Below are 8,197 nucleotides of genomic sequence, written 5' to 3'. Positions count from 1 at the left end.
GTATAGAAAATGGGGAAGAAGCAAAAGGTTCGGTTTGGAAGCAAATGACTGAATCAAGACAAGCGAATGACAAGTGAGATTTAATGGGGAATAACTTAATGGAACCTGTAAAGGTTACAGGCAAAAGGCATGCGGATGATTTAATCCGCATGCCTTTTTATTATTGAAGCGGATCTTCAAGTCACTTGACAATCTTTCCCCTAGGTCGAAATCCAAAACATTCAAAATGGCTAATATTTCGTTATACAGCAGTTATTCTGACATAAATTTGATCGCTATTATTTTAGAAAAATGATTTTTGTAGATATTTTGTATTGAATGGTTGCATTTGGATGTAAATATGTTAGAATTTTTAGAGTATACTAAAAATTATATTATATTGAATCATTAAACATTTAGTGGAAATTGGGGGTACAACAAATGTCTACATCAAATATGAGAAGTGACATGATTACAAAAGGAGTCGATCGAGCTCCGCATAGAAGTCTGCTGCGGGCAGCAGGGGTTAAAGAAGAAGATTTCGGTAAACCGTTCATCGCGGTTTGTAATTCTTACATCGACATCGTTCCAGGTCATGTCCACCTTCAGGAATTCGGAAAAATAGTGAAGGAAGCGATTCGCGAGGCTGGCGGTGTTCCTTTCGAATTTAATACGATTGGGGTGGATGATGGAATTGCAATGGGTCATATTGGTATGCGCTATTCTTTGCCAAGTCGTGAAATCATCGCGGATTCCGTGGAGACTGTTGTATCAGCACATTGGTTTGACGGGATGGTTTGCATTCCAAACTGTGACAAGATAACGCCGGGAATGATGATGGCAGCACTTCGTGTCAATATTCCAACAATATTCGTAAGTGGCGGACCCATGAAAGCAGGTAAAGACAAAAACGGTAAATCTCTTTCACTGACATCCGTGTTTGAAGGTGTGGGCGCTTATCAAGCAGGTAATATCAATGAAGAAGATTTGCAGGAAATCGAGCAAGTTGCTTGCCCTACTTGCGGTTCTTGTTCAGGAATGTTCACGGCAAACTCCATGAACTGCCTGGCGGAAGGCTTAGGACTTGCACTTCCGGGAAATGGAACGATTTTGGCGGTAGCCGAAGAACGTAAGGAATTCGTTAAGAAATCCGCTAAACAGTTGATGGAGTTAATCAAACAGGATATCAAGCCTCGTGATATCGTAACGATTGATGCTATTGATAATGCCTTTGCCTTGGATATGGCGATGGGCGGTTCGACCAACACCGTTCTTCATACACTTGCATTGGCACATGAAGCAGGTTTTGAATATCCAATGGAACGCATAAATGAAATAGCTAACCGAGTACCGCATCTAGCGAAAATCGCACCGGCATCCGATTATCATATTGAAGATGTACATAATGCCGGTGGTGTAAGTGCCGTCATTAATGAGTTACTCAAAAAACCAGGTGCCTTTAATGGGGACTGCCTTTCTGTCTCAGGCAAAACGCTCCGTGAAAATGTTGCCGGTTGTGAAATATTGGACAAGGACGTCATCCATCCGTTAGATAATCCGCATTCTGAGCGTGGCGGGCTTGCGGTATTATTTGGTAACCTTGCTCCACAAGGCTCCATCGTAAAAGTAGGGGCGGTTGACGAATCAGTTGGTGGCTACCACAGGGGTCCTGCCATTTGTTTCGATTCCCAGGAAGATGCACTTTCAGGAATCATTACTGGAAAAGTAAAAGAGGGGAATGTAGTGGTCATTCGTTACGAAGGACCTAAAGGAGGGCCGGGTATGCCGGAAATGTTGGCACCCACTTCTCAAATCGTCGGGAGGGGACTTGGAGCGAAAGTCGGTTTGATCACCGACGGCCGTTTTTCAGGCGCATCTCGAGGCATCAGCATTGGTCATATATCCCCCGAAGCAGCTGAGGGAGGCCCGATTGCCTTTGTTGAAGATGGAGATATCATCGAATTGGATTTGAATAATCGTAAAATAGAATTGGAAATTTCCGATGAAGAATTCGAAAAACGCAAAGCCAAATGGAAAGGCTTCGAATCAAAAGTCAGGACAGGCTATTTAGCACGTTACTCCAAGCTTGTGACGAATGCCAGCTCAGGCGGCGTGATGAAAGTTTAAGTTAAAAGGAAGATTAAAACAACATGGAGGCAGAATGAAAGTGGATTCTGTCACCATGTTTTTTTTTGAAGAACAATGAAATTTTACAAAGCTTTAAGCGTCATTTTTGCATATGCGCTCAAGAATATAGTATGATTAAACTAATTGAAGAATTGTAACCAAGGAGGTTTTTTTATGTCGATGGCATATGATGAATATATGAAACAAATGGTGAAACCAATGCGCGCGGAACTGGTGCAAGCAGGTTTTGATGAGCTGGAATCCGCTGAAGCGGTTGAAAGCTTTATGGAATCGGTAGATGGTACGACACTTGTGGTCGTGAATTCAGTCTGCGGCTGTGCAGCCGGGTTAGCCCGTCCAGCTGCTACTCAAGCCGTACTCCAAGCAGACAATAAGCCAGATCATTTGGTAACTGTATTTGCCGGTCAAGATAAGGAAGCGACAGCTAAAATGCGGGAATACTTCGATGGAATAGAACCTTCTTCACCATCCATGGCTCTTTTAAAGGGCAAAGAGGTCGTACATTTCATTCCACGCCATGATATAGAAGGACAGCCAATGGAAGCTATCATGGAAAATTTATTGGCAGCGTTCAGTCAAATAAATAAGTGATGAAGCGGAATGCCCTGGAAACAGGGCATTCTTTTCAAATTTTAGAGAGTATGAAGGGGTAGGATACATGTTTGTCACAACAGTAGGAAGAGCCGGTAAAGAAACGATGATATTAGCCAAAAGGTTAGCTGAAGAATTAAAAATCCCCTTTATCGCCAGAAGAAAAAGATCGGTCAGAGATATCCAAGCGGAACAGAATGAAGATGATTGCCTTGTTTTTGGTAATAAGCGGATGGAGTTATATCGATACCAGGAAAAAGAACCATTCTTTTTTCACCCGAACCTGGCGATGATCCGTATAAAAAGAATAATGCACGGCGAGAGTGACCCATTTCTCGTTGCCGGAGATATAAATGAAGGGAACGCTGTGCTTGATTGTACAATGGGCTTGGGCTCGGATGCGATAGTCTCAAGTTTCGCAGTGGGTGAACATGGACAGGTTGTCGCTTTGGAAGGAAATCAATATTTGGCATTGCTCGTGGGACATGGGATGAAGACATGGGAGAATGCAGAAGAAAAGATGGTTTCTGCGATGCGAAGAGTTGAGGTCATGCACGGTGATCATTACGAAATATTGAAAACATTGCCGGATAATCATTTTGACGTCGTATATTTCGATCCCATGTTTGAAGAAACGATTCAGGAATCGAATGGAATCAGGGGACTTACTCATTTTGCGGTAGGTAAGGAGTTATCGGTGGAAATAATGGATGAAGCCAAGCGGGTTGCGCGCAAGAGAGTCGTGTTGAAAGACCATTTTCGCAGCTCCCGCTTTGAGGAATTTGGATTTGAGGTAATAAAGAGAAAAACATCCAAATTCCATTTTGGCTTCATTCAATCCAGTGATTACGATTTATAATCTGTTTCATCAAGACCAATGGCACAGCCTTCTCGGCTTGAATCGGCAGCACCATAGTTCGAGCCATCAGGGTTGATTTGAATCGCTTGGACATTCCCTATAGAGTGGGGAACTTCATTAAAGGCGAAGCCCATCGCTTCCAAGTGGCCTTTGCTAGTCATATCCATTCCAGGTTCCCATTCAATATGAGGGCCCATTGGAGTGAAAATTCTAGGTTCCTCGATGGCTGCTTTCAAATCCATTTTTAAATCGAGTACATTAATGATCGTTTGTACGACTGAACTGATGATGGTCGGTCCACCTGGTGAACCTAACGTCAAGATCGGCTCGCCATCTTTAAAGATGATGGTCGGGCTTTTACAGCTGACGGGGCGTTTATTGGGCTGCACTTCATTCATGCCGCCTGGAATGGAATCGAAATCAGTCAGTTCGTTATTCAGCATGAAACCATAATCGGAAACCATGATCCCTGATCCGAATGGATGTTCCACTGTAGAAGTGCATGCTGCGATATTCCCCCATCTGTCACGGACAGTGAAGTGTGTCGTTTCACTGATATCTTCTTCATTAGGCTGCGGAACGACTTCCATTTGTTTTACGGAATCATAAATCCAAGGGTTTCCAAAGTCAATGGAATTATTTCTTGTTTTGAAATTAATGAATGAGCGGCGTTTAGCTATATACTCATCATGCATGAGACCCGCCAATGGCAATTCGGCAAATTCAGGATCAGCGAGAAATGCCTTTTTATCTGTAAATGCCAGCCGCATCGCTTCTGCTATTAAATAATATTTTTCCCAAGAACGGACATCATATTGTTCTATATGGAAGCTCTCCAATATTTTCAGGATTTGGATGACCGTGAATCCACCAGCACTTGGGGCATTCGATGATGCAATTAGATAATCCTTATAAGTCCCATACATGGGAACATCGATGGTAGCTTTATAGTCCTTTAAATCAGAAAGCTCCATGAACCCTCCAAGTTCCTGTATGCAGGAAATGATGCCTTCTCCGATTTCACCTTCATAAAAAGCGGAAATGCCTTCACGCTGTAATATCCGATAGGTATTCGCGAGTTTTTCTTTTTTGAGCAGATCGCCATCTTGATACGCTTTTCCGTTTGGCATAAAGAACTTACGCGCTTCATCACCCAATCGATATTCAAAATTTTTAAGTGCATCGCAAAGAACCCAATTGACGGGAACTCCTTTTTCAGCAAATTCGATGGATGGCTCGATGAGGTCCGCTAATGGCTTGCTGCCATTTTCGGCGAGTGCTTCATCCATAGCTTTCAGGATTCCGGGAATGCCAACCGCTGTAGCTTTGATTGACCTTTCTTTAAAAGGGATGACCTCCCCTTTATCATCAAGAAACATGTCTCGATGTGCGGCTTTAGGTGCCCTTACATGGCCATCGTATATTTTCGTTTCTTTATCTTTAGCGTTATATACCATAAGGAAACCACTTCCGCCGATACCAGTCATCATGGGTTCCACAATATTTAGGGCAAATTGGATGGCAACAGCCGCATCGACAGCATTTCCACCTTCACGTAATATTTTTTCCCCGATGGAAGTGGCTACAGGATGGGCTGTAACGACCATTCCAGCGTTTCCTTTATCTGTTTCCCTTTTGTAATCCTTATCTTTAATGATTTCATTGTTGTTTTCCAAAATGATTCCTCCATTATTCAGTCCTTTTATCTGCCAAAAGGTTAGGCTTATGTTTGATTGAAAAGAAAACCTTGTCATTGAAGAAAAATGACAAGGAGATTTTTCGTAGGTATTCATTTATTCTTAATCAGCAAATGATAAATATACGAAAAATGCTAATGTGACAAGACATAAAGCCAACATGGCAGTCGAAGCCATATAAGACCCCTCCTTAAAAAGACTTGAATCTAATTAATTTCTCCAATAATCGTCAAAATCCTTCATTAAAAAGTAAAATTGTTGAAATTTACTAAAAAAGTTCTGGTTCATGAAGTTTATATAGGTATTTATCCTTTTTTTTGATTTTCAAAACATAGGTAACTATATATTCGTAATTACCAAAAAATAAAAGTATACTAAATATAAAGACAATACAAAAAAGGAGGGGGAGTGTGAGTTGAAAGCAGCGGTTTGGTTCAGGAAAAGTCTCGTCATTTTAGTATCCGTTTTGACGTTTGGTCTTGTCACTCCTTCAGATCTGTCGTGGCTAGCGGAAGCCGATTCGTTAAAGGATACTAAAAAGGGATTTGTGGAAGAAGAGGGATTAGCCTATCTTCCTTCGCAGAATTCAACTGAAATTAAGGAAGAATTCAACCGGGAAGAATTTTTATCGGGCATTTTGAATAAGGCAGAGGAAAATGCATTCATGAAGTTTGGCGAAAAGATCAATCCTAAAATTGGCGATGAGTTCAAAATGGCCATCTTACCAAAAATGGAAGAAGCCATTACAGAAATGGCTGAACAATTTCCAGATGAAAAATTACAGCAATTAACCATCACTGAGCAGCCGAGTGCTGGCAGGGCCGAGAAGATATTTCATATTTATGATTCAATCAGCGGGAAGGATATCATCAGATTCCATGTCAGGCAGGAAAATCCTCCGCTGGAAGGATATTGGTTCGATTTTCACTATCATACCCATCATGATTCATTTGCCACCCATTATAATATCGGGAAAATATATTGGGATAAAAATACGCCGCCAGAGTGGACGAGTAAACAAAGGCTCTCATAGTGGTTGGTTTCGTTGATTTTATTTAATTGGAAGAGTATGATGAATTGTAAATGGATTACTAATAATCATCGAAATGATACGTTGTAAATGCAACGTATTTATTTTGTGTTTAAATAAAAGTAGAGTTTTTATCATAACGGGGAACAATGTATTTTTTAAAAGGTTTTCTAATTTTGCTGTTATAGTAGCAGAGGAGTCTTTATCATGTCAGAGTTGTTAAATAACATCACGCAGACGTATGCTCAATTTTTTGACTGGCATATGTGGGTGGAGGTTTTATCCGACCCGGTGAGCTGGGGATTGATTGGAACGCTCGTATTGATGGAAGGATTACTATCAGCGGATAACGCTCTTGTATTAGCTGTAATGGTCAGGCACCTTCCTGAAAAACAACGGAAAAAAGCCCTTTTTTATGGTTTATTAGGTGCTTACGCTTTTAGATTCTTTGCGATAGGAATCGGTGTATTCCTCATTAAGCTTTGGTGGGTGAAGGTGATTGGAGCCGCCTACCTTGGCTGGCTTTCGTTTAAATACTTTAGAAATAAAAAAAAGCAAGCTGGGATTGACGAAGATATCCAGGGAATGAGTAAAAACAGCATTCTGATTCGTATGTTTGGTACATTATGGGGAACGGTTGCGGCAGTGGAATTGATGGATATAGCATTTTCCGTCGATAGTGTCTTGGCCGCATTCGGGGTGAGTGAAAAAGTTTGGGTCCTTTTGACAGGCGGTATGATTGGTGTCTTGATGATGCGGGGAGTGGCGGGGGTATTTCTAAAATTAATAGATAAGGTTCCTGAATTGGAAACTGCTGCATATGTCCTTATCGGATTCATTGCTATAAAAATGCTAATGGCCGTTGCAGGGATCGAAATCCCGGCTGCAATCTTTTTTGCCTTTATTTTGCTGATTTTCGGCACCACAATTGTATCTCATTTGAAGAAAGGGAAAAAGCTCAAGGAACATGGTTGAGCACAATTAAAAAAAGCTGACATCAAAAATGATGTCAGCTTTTTTTTAGGAAAATATCAAGTAAGTGAAGAAGGCCGATAAATGTAGTGAAGAAAAGCAAAGGCAATAAAAAGTTAAGCCAAAGAGAAGACATTAGCGGATGCAGCAGTATGCCAAAGAAAATGGAGAATAGAAAAAGGTCGAGAATGATGAACACTTTTAAACTGTAGATATCAAGGACTTCTTCTGCAAGTTCACGGTGTTCATCCAAAATGGCTTTTTTATTGTTGGATTCCATACGATCACCTTAAACCTTTTACGATTATATATTGTTGATATATGAAAAGACCTGGTCGATTGTTCTTCTTCGAATGAATGTGCAAGCGAAATACCAAAAAACATAGATTTTTTACACTAGGTCAATATGCTATACTAATATAATAGTATATAAGGTTTAGAGATTGTAAATTACTTATATTTTCTTAACGATAATGAGAAATGAAGAAAGGGGAGAAGAGTGTGAAAAGGAAAAAATGGTTATCCATATTTGCATTATTTGTCTTTTTACTCTCCATGCTCTCCTATACGTTAGCGAAGGATGAAGGGGTAAAATGGCGCAATTTAAACAAAGATAATCTTTTAAGACAAGCTGAACTTTTTAAGGGGAATAAAGAATTACAAAGGATATTTTTATTTCCGGAAGAGGAGTTCGATGAAAGGGAAGCACTCAAAATTGCTGGAACCATTAATAAACTGCCTCATTCCCTTTTGGTGAAAACTGCAGAAAGTGGTGTGAGGATCAAACTATTTGATGGTGATATAACAGAAAATCAATCCGCGGCCAAATTAAAGGGGAAAACTCCACGTGGTTATTTGAATAAAGAAACAACTTGGGATGATGTGCCTGGTATGGGCGGATCACATACGGTATTGGTTAAA

The 8,197-nt window shown here is 40.6% G+C and carries 8 protein-coding genes; 6 read left to right on the top strand and 2 right to left on the bottom strand.

The genetic code is table 11. The features are described 5' to 3' along the window. Nucleotides 1-435: 435 nt before the first annotated feature. From ilvD to ACFVSH_RS20170, 3 genes are all read left to right on the top strand, one after another. A complete protein-coding gene (gene ilvD / locus ACFVSH_RS20180; protein ID WP_260288177.1) occupies nt 436-2,106 on the top strand; it encodes a dihydroxy-acid dehydratase in 1,671 nt (556 codons plus the stop codon). Between the two features lie 174 nt (nt 2,107-2,280). Next, nucleotides 2,281-2,718 carry a BrxA/BrxB family bacilliredoxin gene (locus ACFVSH_RS20175; RefSeq protein WP_387707505.1) on the top strand — a complete coding sequence of 146 codons (438 nt, stop codon included), beginning with the start codon at nt 2,281-2,283 and terminating at the stop codon, nt 2,716-2,718. A gap of 67 nt (nt 2,719-2,785) precedes the next feature. Then, nucleotides 2,786-3,577 (top strand): class I SAM-dependent methyltransferase, encoded by a 792-nt coding sequence (locus ACFVSH_RS20170; RefSeq protein ID WP_387597238.1) that lies wholly within the window; start codon nt 2,786-2,788, stop codon nt 3,575-3,577. On the opposite strand, the gene ggt is transcribed toward ACFVSH_RS20170, so the two are convergent. Beyond that, nucleotides 3,565-5,253, bottom strand: a complete 1,689-nt coding sequence (gene ggt / locus ACFVSH_RS20165; protein ID WP_387707503.1) for a gamma-glutamyltransferase — start codon at nt 5,251-5,253, stop codon at nt 3,565-3,567. The genes ACFVSH_RS20170 and ggt overlap by 13 nt on opposite strands. A 436-nt stretch (nt 5,254-5,689) precedes the next feature. Between ggt and ACFVSH_RS20160 the strand changes: the two genes are divergently transcribed. Together ACFVSH_RS20160 and ACFVSH_RS20155 are read left to right on the top strand one after the other, a co-directional pair. Next, nucleotides 5,690-6,307: a YpjP family protein gene (locus ACFVSH_RS20160; protein ID WP_387707501.1), complete on the top strand. Its 618-nt coding sequence runs from the start codon at nt 5,690-5,692 to the stop codon at nt 6,305-6,307. Nucleotides 6,308-6,511: 204 nt separating this feature from the next. Continuing rightward, nucleotides 6,512-7,279: a TerC family protein gene (locus ACFVSH_RS20155; protein WP_387597229.1), complete on the top strand. Its 768-nt coding sequence runs from the start codon at nt 6,512-6,514 to the stop codon at nt 7,277-7,279. A gap of 34 nt (nt 7,280-7,313) precedes the next feature. Here ACFVSH_RS20155 and ACFVSH_RS20150 read toward each other — a convergent pair whose 3' ends face one another. Continuing rightward, on the bottom strand, nt 7,314-7,556 hold the full coding sequence (locus ACFVSH_RS20150) for a hypothetical protein (protein ID WP_387597226.1): 243 nt from the start codon (nt 7,554-7,556) through the stop codon (nt 7,314-7,316). A 221-nt stretch (nt 7,557-7,777) separates the two neighbouring features. On the opposite strand from ACFVSH_RS20150, the gene ACFVSH_RS20145 reads away from it, so the two are divergent. After that, on the top strand, nt 7,778-8,197 hold a 420-nt coding region (locus tag ACFVSH_RS20145; RefSeq protein ID WP_483878309.1), incomplete at its 3' end, for an anthrax toxin lethal factor-related metalloendopeptidase.

Source organism: Peribacillus sp. NPDC058002, from assembly GCF_042886655.1.
Taxonomy (GTDB): domain Bacteria; phylum Bacillota; class Bacilli; order Bacillales; family DSM-1321; genus Peribacillus; species Peribacillus aracenensis.
Note: the sequence above shows the minus strand (reverse complement) of the source record. Positions and strands in the feature narration are given on the sequence as shown.

Coding starts and splice junctions, on each gene's coding strand:
- ilvD (WP_260288177.1), top strand. CDS start 436: ATGAGAAGTGACATGATTACAAAAGGAGTCGATCGAGCTCCGCATAGA.
- ACFVSH_RS20175 (WP_387707505.1), top strand. CDS start 2,281: ATGTCGATGGCATATGATGAATATATGAAACAAATGGTGAAACCAATG.
- ACFVSH_RS20170 (WP_387597238.1), top strand. CDS start 2,786: ATGTTTGTCACAACAGTAGGAAGAGCCGGTAAAGAAACGATGATATTA.
- ACFVSH_RS20155 (WP_387597229.1), top strand. CDS start 6,512: ATGTCAGAGTTGTTAAATAACATCACGCAGACGTATGCTCAATTTTTT.
- ACFVSH_RS20150 (WP_387597226.1), bottom strand. CDS start 7,556: ATGGAATCCAACAATAAAAAAGCCATTTTGGATGAACACCGTGAACTT.